A 14,607-nucleotide genomic window follows, 5' to 3' on the forward strand; every position below is an offset into this window, starting at 1 on the left:
CGATGAGAATCCTGCTATGAGCGCTGACGATAACAAAACCGCATTACCGCAGCGCAAAGAGATAGTGCCGAGCGAGCTGCCATTTCCGGTGGTTGGCATCGGTGCGTCGGCGGGGGGCATTCAGGCGCTCAAAAAATTTCTCGAGAACATGCCAGCCGATAACGGTATGGCATTCGTGGTGGTGCTACATCTCTCGCCCGATCACGAAAGCGTCATTGACAGAATTCTCGCCTCAAGCACCAAAATGCCCGTTCAACAGGTGACCGGGCGTTGCGAGATCAAGCCTAATCACGTGTACGTGTTGTCGCCTGCCAGGCAATTGGCGATGAACGATGGCTACCTGCAGGCCAATGTTGCAACCCGGCCTCAGGGGACTCATGTCGCCATCGATTTGTTCTTTCGAGACCTGGCAGACGTTCACAAGCACCGCGCATTTTGCCTGGTGCTATCGGGAACCGGTTCGGACGGCGCGGTGGGTTTGTCGCGAATCAAAGAGCAAGGCGGCGTGACGCTTGTGCAGAACCCGGAGGATGCGGAATTTGATGGCATGCCACGGGCTGCAATCGAAACGCAGTTGGTGGATGTCATATTGCCAGTTGCCGAGATGCCGCAAAAACTGCTCGATCTGTGGCGCAACGCTCAAACGATTCGACTCCCCGCCTCCAATGCCTTCCAGCCTTGCGACGCCGTCGCGGTTTCCCCCGAATATGACGATGAACACCTGCTGGGGCAAATACTCGCTGTGCTGCGTAACCGTACCGGGCATGATTTCAAACACTACAAGCGCGCTACAGTGCTGAGGCGACTCGAGCGTCGCCTGCAGGTGACGACGCAAGCTGACCTGACCGCCTACCTCACCTACATTGAAACCCATGCCGAAGAAGCCAAGGCGCTATTAGGTGACATGTTGATTGGCGTCACCAATTTCTTCCGCGATCGTGAAGCGTTTGAAGCGTTGGAACGAAGCGTTCTCGGCGAAATTTTCGCACGAAAGCCTCAGAACCCTTCCCAGCGAGAAGAGATTCGCATCTGGTCGGCAGGTTGTTCGAGCGGTGAAGAAGCCTATAGCCTCGCGATCTTGGCAATGGAGCATCAGTCGCTGGAAAACAGCGAGCGCAAAATTCAGCTGTTCGCCACCGATGTGGATGAGCGCGCCATTGCCAAAGGCCGCGCCGGGCAGTTCTCCGAAGCCATTTTGACCGACGTCCCACCTACCCGTTTACGCCACTACTTCGTCAAGGAAGGATCGCACTACCGGATCAACAAGGAAGTGCGCGATGTCGTATTGTTTGCCAAGCACAACATCCTGGCGGATCCGCCGTTCTCGCAAATCGACTTGATTGTCTGCCGCAACTTGATGATTTACCTCGACCGCGAAGTTCAACGTGAAATTCTGCAAATGTTCCATTTCGCGCTTCGCACCGGTGGCTACCTGTTTCTGGGCTCATCCGAGTCCGCCGATGTGTGTCCAGAACTGTTTGTCGCCATTGACAAGCGCAATCGTATTTATCGCGCGAAGCTCAGCAGTACGGAACGGCGTTCGCCTACGATTCCACGCGCAGGCTATGTGCGCAGCGGCACCGATGAGTCTGTACCCGTAGTGCCCAAACGTGCCGGGAAAATCTCCTTCGCCGACATCCATCGGCGTGCACTGGAAAGCATCCAGCCGCCCAGCCTGGTGGTCGACGGCAATTTGGATATCCTGCACTTGGACAACGGGGTGGGGCGCTTTCTGCGTTATGTCGCCGGTGAAGTTAACCGTAATCTGGTCAATTTGATCGATCCTGCGCTGCGTCTGGAGTTACGCACAACGCTGTACCAGGCCCAGCAAAGCGGTAAGCGGGCGAGTTCGCGCGTGGCGACACTCGGCGACGAACGTGTACGCGTGCTCATTGAGCCATACCGCGACGAAGCCACCGATCATGACGTGTTCCTGGTCGTCTTTCAGGTTGGCCCGCCGTCTTCGCCTGAGCGGCAAGAGGCATCGTCGAGCGCGGACGACCCGGCCTTGGCCGTGCTGGAAAAGGAACTACATCAAACCAAACTTCAGCTTCAGGAGACCATTGAACAGTCGGAAGTCTCGAGTGAGGAACTCAAAGCCTCGAACGAGGAAGCCCAAGCCATCAACGAAGAGCTGCGCTCAGCCACGGAGGAATTGGAAACCAGCAAGGAAGAGCTGCAGTCGATCAATGAAGAACTCTTGACCGTCAACTACGAGCTGAAGACCAAAGTCGAAGAAACCGACAAAGTCAACGACTACCTTAGCAATTTGATAGCGTCCACCGACATCGCGACCATCTTTGTCGATAAAAGTATGCGCATTCGTTGGTTCACGCCTCGTACTACCGATATTTTCAACATGTTGACCAGCGACACGGGCCGCTCCTTGCTAGACATTACCCACCGGCTGGATTATCCGCAGCTGACCGACGATGCGGCGGCTGTATTTGAAACGTTGAATATCATCGAACGCGAAGTCCCCAGCAACAACCAGCGCTGGTATATCGCCCGCTTGCTGCCGTACCGGTCAAACGAAAACCTGATCAATGGGACGGTCCTGACGTTCATCGACATTACCAAGCGCCGCGCCGCTGAAGAAAGCCTGCGACTGGGGCAGGAACGCATGCGCTTGGTAGCGGAAAGTACTCACGATTTCGCCATCATTGTCATGGACGAACACGGCATGATCAGCGACTGGAACACGGGCGCAGAGATGATTTTTGGTTATGTCAAAGAGGAAGTTATCGGCAAATACTTCGAGCTGATCTTCTCCGCCGAAGACCGCGCCAGCGGCGTACCGGCAGAGGAGCTGCGCAAGGCTCACCTGGAGGGCCGCTGCCTAGACGAACGTTGGCATGTGCGTAAAGGGGGCGAACGCTTCTACTGCAGTGGCGAAGTCGCCACTTTGACAAGTGACTCACTCACCGGTTATGTAAAAATCGCCCGCGACCTCACTGGGCACAAGCGCATGCAAGAGCAGCAAAGCCGTATCCTTAAAGAAACCCAGACCAGCAGTCACATGAAAGACGAGTTTTTCGCCGTGATGTCTCATGAGCTGAAGCACCCGTTAAACTTGATACAGCTCAATGCTGAAATCTTGCGACGCGTACCCGCAGTTCGGGCAGCGGAGCGCGCCAGCAAGGCCGTGGATACCATCAGTGATGCGGTTGCCAGCCAAGCGCGAATCATTGACGACTTGCTGGACGTCGCCCGTATTCGCACAGGCAAACTGAAACTCAAAAAGCAGCCGGTTGAAATCACGGCCATCCTGGAAGAAATCTTTGCCGTCGCCTCCAGCGAATGTCCTGAAGGCCACATCACGCTCGAGATCGAGCCTGAGGCCAGGGGTGACTGCTGGGTGAACGGCGATGTCACGCGCCTTGAACAAGTGATTTGGAATCTACTCAACAATGCCCTGAAATTCAGCGCAGCGCATCCCGTCATCCAAATTATTGTCAAGCAAGTGAACGACACGGTGAAACTGCAGTTTGTCGATAACGGGGTCGGGCTGACGAAACAGGATCTGGATCGTGTATTCAACCTGTTCAGTCAAGCCACGCATCAGCATTCCACGCACAAGCGGGAAGGCCTTGGTATTGGCTTGTCTTTGGTTCGTCAGCTGGTTGAAGCCCATGGTGGAAGCGTTGCGGCCTCTTCCGCAGGTATCGGCCTTGGCTGTACCTTCACCGTCACTTTGCCGCTTTGTGCTCAGTCATCGGTCAATGGGCCTTCCCAGGATCCGGTGCAAGCTGCGCGGTTGCATGGCATCAAGATTTTGCTCGTCGACGACTCGACCGAAATATTGGACGTCATGCAACAGTTACTTGAGATGGAAGAAGCTGTGGTGACGGCATTTCATGATCCCTTGCAAGTGGTCGAGCACGCCAAAGTTACCCACTACGATGTCATTATCTCGGACATTGGCATGCCGGGTATGGATGGACATCAACTGGTTGGTGAACTGCGCAAGATCAACCATTTGCAGAAGACGCCTGCCATCGCTCTTTCGGGCTATGGTGACAAGGTATCCTCTACTCTATCCGGATTTGATCAGCACCTGACCAAGCCTGTGCAGTATGAGGTACTGATAGAAACTATCGAAGGATTACGCATTTCGTAAATTCATATGTTATTCCACTGAGGCTCAGCCGTGAGCACCGCCGAACCGCAACGTACTCTATAGCCAGGGCGGCCTACGGGTCGCGCCGTGGCCCCACTTCTACAGAAACAGCTACGTGCACCACGTCTACTGCCGTCAGTCCTGCGAGTTGAATCCGTGCATCTGCAATCAAACCGACAATTTCACGGGCGGAATTAAGGACCTGTGAATCAACCGCCTGCAGCACAACACTTTTTTTGGGGTCGCGATAGCTCGTAAGGCTCAAGCTCAGGAGGTCTCCAGCTAACGTGCACCTGCAGACATCTGGTAGAAACGCGCGCTCTATCAGCTGGAGAATTTCTAGATTAGATAGCCCATACAGATCCATGATCATTCCCTCAGGCGTTTTAATTTTGAGGTTGAACTCCCATGCCTGTTCAAAAATTCTGCCCTGCTGCGATACCTTACCGGGAGCGTTTTTCTTCAATGACCATGTCCTTTATCCGTTCGGAGGCAGATGGTATCTGCACCTAAACTTGGGAAGCGGGCGAGGCTCAGGAGTGCCTGCAGCTAGACAAGTGGCGTACGAGCTCGTCGAAGTCGGGCCTTTTCAGTTGAACGCCTTTCATCAGAATGGGGCGTCTGTTCACCCGCTTCGGGAGGTAAGCGCTCTTGATCCTCCCAATCCGTCGATCGCGATCGGCCTTACCCTGACCCGGCCTTTCTGCATCAGAAGCTTCCGTCGCTCTGCGGGCACCCTTCGGTAAACAGCAGGCCGAACACAAGGTGAACGACCAGAGAGTTTCACATGAAAGCAGAAAAAACGTACGCGTTGCTGCTCGCAATGTGCGTGGGTTGCGCGGCGCCACTTGCCCTGGCCGCCACAGACCTGAACGATCAGCGCGCCCCGGGAACGCAACCGCACAGCAATGGGCACATGAACGGCCAAGGCGGTGCGACAGGCTCAGGAACATTAGCCGTTGGCATGGGCACGGGTAATGGCGGTACCCATGACAATGGAACGGACAACTCGGGAGGTACGGTACCGATGCTGACTCGGGCTCCGGCGTCAACGGGGGGATAGTAGCGGTGCAGATCCGGCGAGTGGCTCAACCGGCAGTGGATCATGTGCAGGATCGGGCAGCTAGGTGGATGGCCAAATGGCGGTGGATCTCCCGTTCTTGCGTTTCTGCTTGTCCGTATATTTTGTCACCGCGTGGCATGGCATTCACTCCTGAGTGAGTTGCTTGATCAATGGCGAAACTGAAACGCCGGGCCATGCACATCGAGCAATTTTATGAGGACAAGGGCGTGGGCAAGGACGAAGCCGAAGCGCGCGCCTGGGCCACCGTGGACAAACAATTCGGTGGCGGTGAAAAGCCGGGAAACTCGGGGAGCAGGACCTCCGTCGCGCGAGAAGAAGACCGCATGCATGGATTCAGCCAAGCGCGCCGCTGAGTCTCGCCAGGGGCATTCACGCTCTTCGCGCGCGTCGCTGGAATCGCAAAGCAAGGAAAGCCTTATGAAGGAGGCGCGCAGCAAAGGCATCAAGGGGCGCTCGAGCATGAGCAAGGCCCAGTTGGTCGAAGTCCTGCGAAAACAGGGGTGATCGGAGAAGGTCGCCGTAGCGTAAGGCTCACTAGCCCCACACTCAACTCCATTGCGTCATCAACATGCCCCGAATACCGAAGACGGGGTCTTGTTCAGGGCATGGCACCTGGGCGATGCGCGCTAGATTGCGCGGGTGTGCTGCTCTGTCGGGCCGCTGAATGTCGTAGTCTTCCTGCCCATGGGGATAGGCGCCGACCACCAGGAAGCTATCGCTGCACTCGATACAGCGATGGCCCGTGCCTGCTGGCAGCACCAGCACATCACCCCGCTCCACGCTCACGCTCTGCCCGTATTCTCCGCCAAGCGTCAATCGGGCCCGCCCATAGGCAATCCCGAGTGCTTCATGAGCGTTCGGGTGAAAGTGGTGATAATCGAAAATCCCGAAGCGCCAGAGCGGGGTCCATTGATGAGCGGCAAACATCGCTTCGAATTCGCTGGCAGTGTCCCCCATCGGATCGAGCTTCAACCGGTAGAACAGCACGGGAAAACGGCTGTTTGGCGTCGCGCCGTCGTCTTCGAAATACAAGACCTGCACGCTTGCATCTTCCGTATTCATGAGCGTCATGATGCATATCCTGATGGGGTTATCGGTACACCTTCGAACCCGTCGGCTGTTGCCAGGTTCCAGCCGGCAGACGGGTGCACGTACCGTTGAAAATTTCCCGCCACGTGCCAAGTCCAGACACCCATCGATAACAGAACGGGAGCAGGCAATGACCGGCACGGTAGGCGACTTTCTGGTGGGACCGTTGTAATCAATGGGGCGTACGGCGCATCTTCGGTTACCCCGGCGACGGCATCAATGGCGTGTTCGGCGCGCTGAGCCGGGCCAACGGCAAGATCGAATTCATCCAGGCCCGCCATGAGGAAATGGCCGCCTTCATGGCCAGCGCTCATGCCAAGTTCACCGGCGAGCTACGTGTTTGCATGGCTACATCCGGCCGCTTGATACCGCGTGGGCCAGCAACGCCCCAGACACCCAGGCCAACCAGCGGCAGCGCGACGATCAGCTGGGCCCAGGCCGCTTTGCCTCCAAGTGGCAGGAGGGGTATCGACGGAGGTTGGAGAAAGCCGAAAGACAATACGCCGCTGCTGATCGGCGCAGCGGCGCTGGGAATCCTTGTGGGTTTTTCAATCACGCATTCACGACGCAGGGATACAAGAGACGGTCTGCGTACCGAGAAATGAGCGTGGTCTCATGCGAGAGCACGTTCGATCCCAACCCTGCTGTCGAATTCGTGGGATTTACCGGACGATAATCCTCCCCTGCTACCGCTCTCAGGTAAGCAGCGTCGGCCTCCAGACGAAGATCGCGCCATTCCTGCCAGGAGATAATCCCCCGACGATCCATCTCATCGCCTGGCGAAGCAATTCGTCGTGATAGTCGTCCGGCGAGTCCATTCGTAAAGCCCTACTTTCCAGCACGCGGTACCACGCTGCCAAACAGTTGAGCTTCAGCAATTGGGTAGCACAAAGGTTTTTCTCGAACGTTCGCATCAGGAAGCCTCACACGCTGATGAAAGGTTGAGTCACGAACATTCAAGAGGTTCAGTAGAGCGGTGTCAGCGGCGTAGAAGCGTCCAGAGGGTCGCTTGACCACGCCGGCGTGGCTGAAGGTTCGGCGTCTGCAGACTGGATGCAAGCTTGATCCTTCCCAAACGTTCGCGAACAAAGCTTAAGGACGCCACACACGCCTGCACCGGTTCTTTCGCGCAACCCGTCGGCCTTGGCCAAAACCCAAGGAGCAAACACCCCGCGCCGCGATGTCCGAGTTGAACACAGACTTACTTGTGTGACGACATGAGGTGAAAGATCATGGCTAACAACCCAACCAATCGTGGCCATCAAGGTGGTACTGCTCAGACCAATCCTGGCAATTTTGCCAATGATCGCGAGAAAGCGTCGGAGGCAGGTCACAAAGGCGGGCAGAGCTCAGGAGGCAATTTTGCCAACGACCGTGAGCGTGCCTCCGAGGCAGGCCGTAAAGGCGGGCAAAACAGCCACGGCGGCGGTGGCGGTGGCGGTAGAGAGAACCGCTAACTGGCGGTGATTCAGTGCCAGGGCAATTGCTGCCCTCGCACTTTTTCTGTTGAATAGCCATCAGGAGACCCTCTCCTTCCACGCTTCGTATCTGGCAAGGAGCGGCTGGACACTCAACCCATGCAGCAGAATGCTCAACGCCACCATCGACAGCACCAGGTTGATGCTCTGTTCGGCCAAGGTGGGAGGGCATAGAACAGGTACTAGTGGATTTTGAGAATTACAACTGTCGCAACCGGGCCCGAAATTCGCGGGCTCCAGCGTCACGTTGAGAAAGGGAAAAACTGTCGCTAGCTCCTGAAACACTGATTCTGGCCCAAGTGTCTGAGAATTAAAACTGTCGCAGCCTGCAACGGCGCGGCCTAGCGCGCTTTCTCCCCAAGCAAAGGATGGTTCTCGGTCTACGTCCCGTCGCCCTCAACCCTGCGCGGCTGGATAGTCCCAAGCGAGTAGATCCAAAACCTGGACAACGCCAGAATCTGCAGGCGCATGGTGTCCAGATCCATCTCGACATTCGCTACCCCAACGAGTCCAACCAAGCGGCTGCTCTCCACTGCGCTCCGATCGGTCGCGAACGGATGCCCTGCATTTCCAATGCCCCCAAGCGAGGTCAGGAACTGCACCAGCACGTCTTGCGGAGTCGTTCTCCTCAGTTGCTGCCTTCGCCCACAGCGGTGGTACCGACTCCAAGGGTTGCCATACCAATCACAAAACTGGTGAGCGCCACTGCCACTAAGGCAGTCAGCAGGCCCGGTGAGTGCTGGCGTTCTTGACCTTGAGGATGCCAGCCGCAACGACTACAGCAGGTTGCGAATGCCCAGTAGCTCCACTGCGTAACGGGTAAGACCCTAAACGGCAATCGGGCCCAGAACAGGGCCAAACCGAGCAGAGGCGCCAAAGCGGCGATGAGCAGCGAAAGGATGGCGAATGGCTCAAGCTGCGCCGCCCGTTCAAAAAGCCCCGTCCTCGTATTGATCGCCACACACAACGCAACCGGCAATAACGCAAATAGCTCTGGCCGCCTGATGGCTAGGACTTAGGCGGCCGGTACCAATACTCCATAAAAGCCATACATCAGCGGCTCACTCAACAAATAAGCTGCCGCGTTAGCTCCAACCGCTAGCACCAGACTTTCAAACGTCTGATGCTGAACACCCCAAGCTACTAGCAGGCCAAGCGCCAAGGTCACCAGCACGTTAAACGTCCCCGAAGTCCCAACCATTCGGTAAGGCACTTCCGAGAGAGCAGCGAACAGCACCAACAGTGCGAGATATCGGCCATTGCTGCGGGTAAACAGCTCCCCTGGCTGATTGCGCGAAACGTTGATGGCCAAGGCCAAGCAAAAAAAGGGAAACGACAGACGGCCCAGCACAAATAAGTCGCTGGTTGCAGGCCAAGCCAGGCGCATGTGATCAAGCACCATCGTGACCAAAGCGATCCATTTGATGAGGTCCTGACCGGCATGCCGCTCCGCCGATACGTGGCTCATGGCATGCTCCCGAGCACCAAGAGCGTCAAGAGTAGGTATCGACCGCCTTTGGCGAGGCTAACCAGGAGTAGAAAACGCCAAAACGGTTCACGCATCACGCCGGCCACCAACGTGATTGGGTCCCCTATGATCGGAACCCAGCTCAGTAACAAGGACCAGTAGCCATACCTTTGATAGAAAGACTGAGCCTTTTCCAGCTTCGCCTCACTGACCGGGAACCAACGTTTGTGCTTGAAGTGCTCAACCCCTATGCCCAATGCCCAATTGGCTACCGAGCCAAGCACATTGCCTGCGGTGGCCACCGCCAGAAGGACGAGAGGAACGTAATGCTCCGATACGAGCATCGTGGCGAGCACAGCTTCTGACTGCATGGGAAACAGCGTTGCCGCCGCAAAAGCCGCCAGGAACAGGCCCAAATAGCTGGTGAATTCAAACATCGTCCGGGCTACTCATGAGCGAGCGAGTTCTACAGGTATTTGGTGATCTGCTTGAACTCTTCAATCGCCGACCGATCCCCTTTGCTCAAGGCTGTTACCGAGTCTTCAAGGCAGTGGTCGATATGATCCTGGATCAGCGTGCGTTTAGCCTGGCACACCGCCTTCTCAACAGCATGAAGCTGCTGGGCAATGTCTACACATTCACGTCCTTCCTCGATCATGGCGATGATACTGCGCAAATGACCATCAGCACGCTTTAAACGCTTGATAATCGCGTCATGGCTTTGGTGTGTATGAGTGTGGTCATGAGGGGCATCGTGCGGATGATCATGTGAGTGATCGGACATATCTTGAGTCTCTGTCGGTGATACATTACGCTTGAGATGCTATCCCCCCCTGGGGGTTAGGTCAAGCGTGCGGCTTTCTGTTGAATCATCTAGAAAGGCTTCTTGATGTCTCGTCGTTTCCTGTCACCGAGCATGATCGTAGCTCTGGCTCTGGCCTTTATGCTGGCCTGGACAGGACACGCCTATTCGTCGTCGGTACCGATTCAAGCCTCAGGTCAAGATGCAGTGGCATCGAAGCACGGACATGACCACAGCGACGCCTCTGCCAGCTGCGGGCACTGCACCGACCATTACCACTCTCCCCTGACGCCCGACCATCAACACGAGACGCCGCAACTCTCCTCCGCACGCCATCTGGCACCGATCTTTGGCCCTTCTACTTCCGTGGCTTGGTCAGGTGACTCGGTACCTCACCCGCCAATTTTCCGGATCGAACGCCCACCTCGTCCTGTTTTTGCCGCCTGACCCTGGCCGCTCTGCGGCTCTCGATCACTGCAAAAAGGATTGATCCATGCATCTACACTCGATACCGGGTGGAGGCGTGTTCGCTTCGCGTGCTCGCCATCCCATCTTCCTCTTGTTCCTGTTCGTCGCGTCATTGCTCATCGGCATGCCAGAAGCCTTGGCACACGCCGTAGCGGAAGGCGACAAGGGCTTCATCCAGGAAAGTTCTGGGGTCATGTTGATACCGTTCATCTATATGGGCGCAAAGCACATGATGACGGGGTATGACCATTTGCTTTTCCTCTTCGGCGTCATCTTCTTCCTTTACCGCCTCAAGGACGTTGGCCTCTACGTCACGCTGTTCGCTGTCGGTCACTCGGTGACGTTGCTGTTCGGCGTGCTGACGGAGATCAGCATCAGTTCCTACATCATCGACGCCATTATCGGTTTCTCCGTGGTTTACAAAGCCATGGATAACCTGGGGGCGTTCAAGCGCTGGTTTGGTATTCAGCCCAACACCAAGGCCGCGACGCTGATCTTCGGCCTGCTGCATGGCTTCGGCTTGGCCACGAAGATCCAGGAGTATGAGATCTCCTCAGATGGCCTGATCCCGAACCTTCTCGCCTTCAACGTCGGCGTGGAGATCGGTCAGTTGCTCGCGCTGAGCGCCATTCTGATCGTGATGGGCTTCTGGAGGAGAACCGGTGGATTTTGGCGTCATGCCTATACCGCCAACGTTGCCATGATGAGCGCCGGCTTCCTGCTGATGGGTTATCAGCTGACTGGCCTGTTTGTTACTGCTTGAGGATCTTCAGAATGTTCAACTCCCCACTTCCTTCGGCAAATGAACTGCCGAGCGGCCGTCAACTCGTGCGCTCCACTGCAATCGCCTTAGCTCTGGCCATGGGCTTGCTGGTTACTGTCGTCATGCCATCCGAGTATGCGGTTGACCCAACCGGGCTGGGCCGTGCCATGGGTCTGACCCAGATGGGCGAAATCAAGATAACCCTTGCCCAGGAAGCTCTGGCCGACGAAGCTGCCGCGAAGAATGCTGCCCCTGCACCTGCTGCTGCGTCAGCAATCATTCCCGCGACAGTGCCAGCACCCGTTCAGCAAGTCGCGGTCGCGCAGCCTGCCAAACCTGCAGCGCCGGCAGCAAAGTCGGATGAAGTCAGCCTCACGCTCAAGCCTGGTGAAGGCCGTGAGATCAAACTGGAAATGCTCAAAGGCAGCGTAGTCGCTTATGAATGGAGCGCCTCCGGACCGGTCAACCATGACACCCACGCAGAGACCTACAACGCCGCTCAGGGTGACTTCCACAGCTACAGCAAAGGTCGGCAGATCAAAGGTGACAAGGGCGAACTGACAGCCTTGTTTGATGGTACCCATGGCTGGTTCTGGCGTAACCGCACAACAGGCAACGTTACCATCGTGCTGAATACCACTGGCGACTACCTGAACGTCAAGAAGTGAAACCCTGTGCTGCCTGCAGCGTGGGCACCAGCCATACCTTTATCCATTTGGAGTCCTACGATGATCATCAAATTGTTGCGCTCTGTTCTACTGATCGGCTTCCTTAGCCTGCTTGGTGCTTGCAGCGAAGAGCCACAGGTAAAGAATGACAGTGCCGGACATGGACATTCCCACGATTGAGCATTGTAAAGAGCCAAGGATGGCTCTATTTCAGCCGGCTTCGGGGCAATCCCTAGGACCCCGCCTTGTCCAGGCTCTCCAGACACTTGGCGAGCTCATCTCCGATTCGAGTTATTAGCTCTCCATATCCACCGGCTCTGACCGTTACCCCGTAGCCCAAGGCATCGAGCTCAGCGAAGCGTACTGGAAGGCCAGATGTCAGCGTATCACTGAGCTTTGGGCGTACCGGTGGTTCGCTGAAGAGGCAGCTAGGGCCTGCGGCCTCAAGCTTGGCCCGCATTTCTGCGATATGACGTGCACCTGGCCGAACGTCACCGCCGATAGCCAGCACACCCGTGTGGTTCAGGCCGTAAGCCGCCTCGAAGTAATCGAAGGTCTGATGAAATACGAAAAACGGCTTGGCCGCGAGCGGTGCCAATCGTTTTTTTAATCGTCGATCTTGTTCGCCGAGCCGCGCACTGAAGGCTTCGAAGTTCGCCTGGTAGCGAGCGGAATTCTGAGGATCAGCGGCAGAAAGGTCGGTGGCCATCTGCTTGGCGATCACCAACGCGTTGCTCGGGCGAAGCCACAGATGAGCATCAATAGAACCGGGGCGGTGCTGATCGTCATGATCATCTCCCACAGCGGTGGACCTTACCGGCTCTTCGTGACCATGTTCAGCATGCTCATGCTCCTCGCCAAAATGGCGAATGTGTAGCCCCGGCAGTTTTTGAATTACTACCGTCTTGCCGCTGCGAGCGGTGATGCTTTTGGCCAGGTAATTCTCAAGGTCGGGGCCGATCCAGTACAGGATGTCAGCAGCCTGAATATCTCGAACGGTCGATGGTTTGAGCGAAAAGCTGTGTGCGGATGAACCGGCAGGTACCAGCACTTCTGGCTCGCCAACGCCATCCTGGATTTCCGCCGCAATGAGCTGCAGTGGTTTGATGCTGGTGACAACCCTGACCTCGGCAAATGCACTACAACTGGCAATGGCCAAGAGCAAAGACCCGCCGAACAACGACGCGGTTTGACACTTTTTCATGGGTATTCCTGTGTGTGCTCAGAGCTGAACGGATGGGTCTGAGTGTTAGTGATCAATGGCCGGGCCACTTTCGATGCTCGTCATCGATCACGAATGGGTGAGCATGTTGTTTTCCCCCTTGGACGTGAGGGTGATCCGCAGGTAAATCATCATGGCGATGGGCAACGACCTCGTCTTCAAACCGAGGATCCCAAATGCTTTTGCTGAGTACCCAGGCTGCACCTGCGATTACCGCTAGGCCGCCAAACGCCGCTGTGGTACTGAACGTCGCCCCCAGCCAACCCGCTACCGGATAGGTAATCAACCAACAGGCGTGTGATAGGGCGAACTGAGCAGCAAACAATGCGGGCCTATCTTGAGCGCTGGACGATCTTCGCAAAATGCGACCAGAAGGCGTCTGCGCAAGCGAGTAACCTGCCCCGACCACGACCCAGAGCACAATCAGCGCTTCATAGTTTGGGAGCCACACACCCAAGGCCAGGCCGACAACCAGGATAGCGCCGCCAGCGAGCATTACCCTTCGATCATCGAGCCGCTCAAGCAGCCTCGGCAGCGCTAACGCCACGGCCATCGACCCCGCTCCGAATGCCATAAGTGCCAAAGCCATCGAGCGTTGATCTAACCCGAACCTTACCTGCACCAGCACCACGGTGTTCACAATGACCATCGCGCTGGCTGCAGCAACTGCCAGGTTCAACGCCAACAGGCCTCGTAGGCGTGGCGTACGCATGAAAATTCGCACGCCTTTGGTAGTCCGTTCGTACACGCTGCGCTTAGGCCCTGGGGTGGGGCGTGGAAGAACAGCGGTAGTCACCATGGCTGCTGAAACCAGAAAACCGATAACAGTGCCGCCGAATAGGCTATGGAAGCTCACAACTGTCAGCAAAGCTGCTGCGAGCATGGGACTGATCACACTTTCCAGGTCATAGGCTAAACGGGAAAGCGACAGTGCACGGGTGTACTCACCTTCGTCCGGAAGAGTATCCGGAATGGTGGCCTGGAATGTCGGTGTAAAGGCGGCGGAAGCGGCCTGCAGCAGGAAGATCAGCAGATAGACCTGCCAGATTTCGGTGACAAAGGGCAGCATCACCGCTACGCCAGCCCGGACTAAATCAAGGCTCACCAGCATCGCTTTGCGGGGTAGATACTCGGCAAAAGCTCCGGCCACCGGCGCGACGCTAATATACGCCACCATCTTGATAGCCAGAGCGGTACCCAGCACTGCGCCTGCATCCGGGCCCGCCAAGTCATATGCCAGTAGACCGAGTGCGACCGTAGCCAGCCCTGTACCCACCAAGGCGATTACCTGGGCAAAGAACAAATGCCGGTAGGTAGGGTTTTTCAGGACTGAAAGCATCGAGCTCTCCGAAGCGGTAGAAGTCGCCATTCCTTGAATCGTATCCCCCCCAGGGGGATATGGTCAACGCGATGGCTTACCCATCACGTTAGCGATTGACTTCAAC

General features: G+C 56.4%; 12 protein-coding genes and 3 pseudogenes. 7 read left to right on the forward strand and 8 right to left on the reverse strand.

Annotation, left to right across the window (positions count from 1 at the left end; all coding sequences use genetic code 11):
• The first annotated feature begins 16 nt into the window (after positions 1-16).
• On the forward strand, positions 17-4,120 hold the full coding sequence (locus tag DJ563_RS10675) for a CheR family methyltransferase (protein ID WP_434519467.1): 4,104 nt from the start codon (positions 17-19) through the stop codon (positions 4,118-4,120).
• 73 nt (positions 4,121-4,193) lie between these two features.
• Here DJ563_RS10675 and DJ563_RS10680 read toward each other — a convergent pair whose 3' ends face one another.
• On the reverse strand, positions 4,194-4,586 hold the full coding sequence (locus tag DJ563_RS10680) for a DUF1652 domain-containing protein (protein ID WP_434519468.1): 393 nt from the start codon (positions 4,584-4,586) through the stop codon (positions 4,194-4,196).
• A 767-nt stretch (positions 4,587-5,353) separates the two neighbouring features.
• Between DJ563_RS10680 and DJ563_RS10685 the strand changes: the two are divergent.
• Positions 5,354-5,708, forward strand: a pseudogene (locus tag DJ563_RS10685) (termination factor Rho).
• A gap of 42 nt (positions 5,709-5,750) precedes the next feature.
• Here DJ563_RS10685 and DJ563_RS10690 read toward each other — a convergent pair.
• Positions 5,751-6,275 (reverse strand): cupin domain-containing protein, encoded by a 525-nt coding sequence (locus tag DJ563_RS10690; protein ID WP_434519469.1) that lies wholly within the window; start codon positions 6,273-6,275, stop codon positions 5,751-5,753.
• On the opposite strand from DJ563_RS10690, the pseudogene DJ563_RS10695 reads away from it, so the two are divergent.
• Positions 6,265-6,652 (forward strand): annotated as a pseudogene (locus DJ563_RS10695) (thiamine pyrophosphate-binding protein); the annotation flags it as partial. The gene DJ563_RS10690 and the pseudogene DJ563_RS10695 sit on opposite strands and share 11 nt — an antisense overlap.
• Before the next feature lie 283 nt (positions 6,653-6,935).
• Here DJ563_RS10695 and DJ563_RS10700 read toward each other — a convergent pair.
• A pseudogene (locus DJ563_RS10700) lies at positions 6,936-7,207 on the reverse strand (hypothetical protein); the annotation flags it as partial.
• Positions 7,208-7,525: 318 nt separating this feature from the next.
• Here DJ563_RS10700 and DJ563_RS10705 point away from each other — a divergent pair.
• Positions 7,526-7,750: a general stress protein gene (locus DJ563_RS10705; RefSeq protein ID WP_434519470.1), complete on the forward strand. Its 225-nt coding sequence runs from the start codon at positions 7,526-7,528 to the stop codon at positions 7,748-7,750.
• A 583-nt stretch (positions 7,751-8,333) separates the two neighbouring features.
• Entirely contained in the window at positions 8,334-8,486 is a 153-nt protein-coding gene (locus DJ563_RS10710) for a YHYH domain-containing protein (RefSeq protein WP_275966772.1), read from the forward strand.
• A gap of 300 nt (positions 8,487-8,786) precedes the next feature.
• Here DJ563_RS10710 and DJ563_RS10715 read toward each other — a convergent pair whose 3' ends face one another.
• The 3 genes from DJ563_RS10715 to DJ563_RS10725 are packed head-to-tail and all read right to left on the reverse strand — an operon-like array spanning position 8,787 to position 10,023.
• Positions 8,787-9,239, reverse strand: a complete 453-nt coding sequence (locus DJ563_RS10715; protein WP_434519471.1) for a TraX family protein — start codon at positions 9,237-9,239, stop codon at positions 8,787-8,789.
• Positions 9,236-9,676, reverse strand: a complete 441-nt coding sequence (locus DJ563_RS10720) for a YqaA family protein (protein ID WP_172228019.1) — start codon at positions 9,674-9,676, stop codon at positions 9,236-9,238. The genes DJ563_RS10715 and DJ563_RS10720 overlap by 4 nt, the downstream gene beginning before the upstream one ends.
• Before the next feature lie 29 nt (positions 9,677-9,705).
• Entirely contained in the window at positions 9,706-10,023 is a 318-nt protein-coding gene (locus tag DJ563_RS10725) for a metal-sensing transcriptional repressor (protein ID WP_434519472.1), read from the reverse strand.
• A gap of 511 nt (positions 10,024-10,534) precedes the next feature.
• Here DJ563_RS10725 and DJ563_RS10730 point away from each other — a divergent pair.
• Positions 10,535-11,272 (forward strand): HupE/UreJ family protein, encoded by a 738-nt coding sequence (locus DJ563_RS10730; protein ID WP_410936736.1) that lies wholly within the window; start codon positions 10,535-10,537, stop codon positions 11,270-11,272.
• A gap of 11 nt (positions 11,273-11,283) precedes the next feature.
• Positions 11,284-11,940 carry a hypothetical protein gene (locus tag DJ563_RS10735; protein ID WP_434519473.1) on the forward strand — a complete coding sequence of 219 codons (657 nt, stop codon included), beginning with the start codon at positions 11,284-11,286 and terminating at the stop codon, positions 11,938-11,940.
• A gap of 232 nt (positions 11,941-12,172) precedes the next feature.
• On the opposite strand, the gene DJ563_RS10740 is transcribed toward DJ563_RS10735, so the two are convergent.
• Positions 12,173-13,144: a zinc ABC transporter substrate-binding protein gene (locus DJ563_RS10740; RefSeq protein ID WP_434519474.1), complete on the reverse strand. Its 972-nt coding sequence runs from the start codon at positions 13,142-13,144 to the stop codon at positions 12,173-12,175.
• A 52-nt stretch (positions 13,145-13,196) separates the two neighbouring features.
• Positions 13,197-14,501, reverse strand: coding sequence for an MFS transporter (locus DJ563_RS10745; protein ID WP_434519475.1), 1,305 nt, complete (start codon positions 14,499-14,501; stop codon positions 13,197-13,199).
• Positions 14,502-14,607 lie beyond the last annotated feature (106 nt).

The sequence above is a fragment of the Pseudomonas sp. NFX1 genome (assembly GCF_051123555.1).
Classification (GTDB): domain Bacteria; phylum Pseudomonadota; class Gammaproteobacteria; order Pseudomonadales; family Pseudomonadaceae; genus Aquipseudomonas; species Aquipseudomonas capeferrum.

Excerpts from the sequence above, each read along its gene's own strand:
- DJ563_RS10725 (WP_434519472.1), bottom strand. The coding sequence starts at position 10,023 with ATGTCCGATCACTCACATGATCATCCGCACGATGCCCCTCATGACCAC.
- DJ563_RS10730 (WP_410936736.1), top strand. The coding sequence starts at position 10,535 with ATGCATCTACACTCGATACCGGGTGGAGGCGTGTTCGCTTCGCGTGCT.
- DJ563_RS10690 (WP_434519469.1), bottom strand. The coding sequence starts at position 6,275 with ATGACGCTCATGAATACGGAAGATGCAAGCGTGCAGGTCTTGTATTTC.
- DJ563_RS10675 (WP_434519467.1), top strand. The coding sequence starts at position 17 with ATGAGCGCTGACGATAACAAAACCGCATTACCGCAGCGCAAAGAGATA.
- DJ563_RS10720 (WP_172228019.1), bottom strand. The coding sequence starts at position 9,676 with ATGTTTGAATTCACCAGCTATTTGGGCCTGTTCCTGGCGGCTTTTGCG.
- DJ563_RS10740 (WP_434519474.1), bottom strand. The coding sequence starts at position 13,144 with ATGAAAAAGTGTCAAACCGCGTCGTTGTTCGGCGGGTCTTTGCTCTTG.
- DJ563_RS10745 (WP_434519475.1), bottom strand. The coding sequence starts at position 14,501 with ATGCTTTCAGTCCTGAAAAACCCTACCTACCGGCATTTGTTCTTTGCC.
- DJ563_RS10715 (WP_434519471.1), bottom strand. The coding sequence starts at position 9,239 with ATGAGCCACGTATCGGCGGAGCGGCATGCCGGTCAGGACCTCATCAAA.
- DJ563_RS10735 (WP_434519473.1), top strand. The coding sequence starts at position 11,284 with ATGTTCAACTCCCCACTTCCTTCGGCAAATGAACTGCCGAGCGGCCGT.
- DJ563_RS10705 (WP_434519470.1), top strand. The coding sequence starts at position 7,526 with ATGGCTAACAACCCAACCAATCGTGGCCATCAAGGTGGTACTGCTCAG.